The organism is Vibrio sp. 1078-1 (genome assembly GCF_033340475.1).
On sequence record NZ_JAWOWM010000297.1, the window covers coordinates 1 to 735 of the forward strand.

A 735-nucleotide genomic window follows, 5' to 3' on the forward strand; every position below is an offset into this window, starting at 1 on the left:
TTTGACTTTATTGGCATTCCCCCTCAGACTGAAACTGTTATCACTTTGTTATAGAGGGACCTATGCGCGAGAGCAGCAAAGTATGGCAACCGAGCGAAAGTCGTATCGCAGAAGCCAATATTACTCAGTTTATCGAACACATTAATCGACAAGGGTTTGACCTAAAAAACTACGCAGACCTGCACCAATGGTCTTTGGATCATAACGAGCAGTTTTGGCAAGAGGTCTGGCTTTTTTGCGATGTAATAGGTAATGCAGGTGAGACGGTAAAAAGCCAAGCCGAGAGCAAATGGCAACAACCAGTACTCAATCGCGATTTATGTTGGTTTCCTGACGCTCATATTAACTACGCAGAAAACTTATTGAGCTTTGCTTATCAAAAACCACATGAGCTCGCCATCTGGTTTGAAAATGAGCGTGACGAACGACAGACCTATACGTGGCAACAGCTGTGTGATGAAGTCTCGAGTGTTCAACAGTGGCTTAGGGATTGTGGCATCAAACAAGGCGATGTTGTTGCTGGTTACTTACCGCACCTACCTCAAACCGTCATCGCGATGTTGGCAACCACCAGCTTAGTTGCGACATGGACGTCAACCTCGCCAGATTTTGGCGTAGAAAGTGTGCTGGAACGTTTTGGACAGGTAAAACCAAAAATTTTGTTCACTTGTGATGGCTACACATTCAATGGCAAAACTTTCGACATGGCGGAAAAAAACCAACATATATCCGATC

The 735-nt window shown here is 44.6% G+C and carries 1 protein-coding gene; it reads left to right on the forward strand.

All coding sequences use genetic code 11. The features are described 5' to 3' along the window. Positions 1-62: 62 nt before the first annotated feature. Positions 63-735 (forward strand): AMP-binding protein (locus tag R7190_RS27195; protein WP_318137846.1); only part of this gene is annotated, 673 nt, incomplete at its 3' end.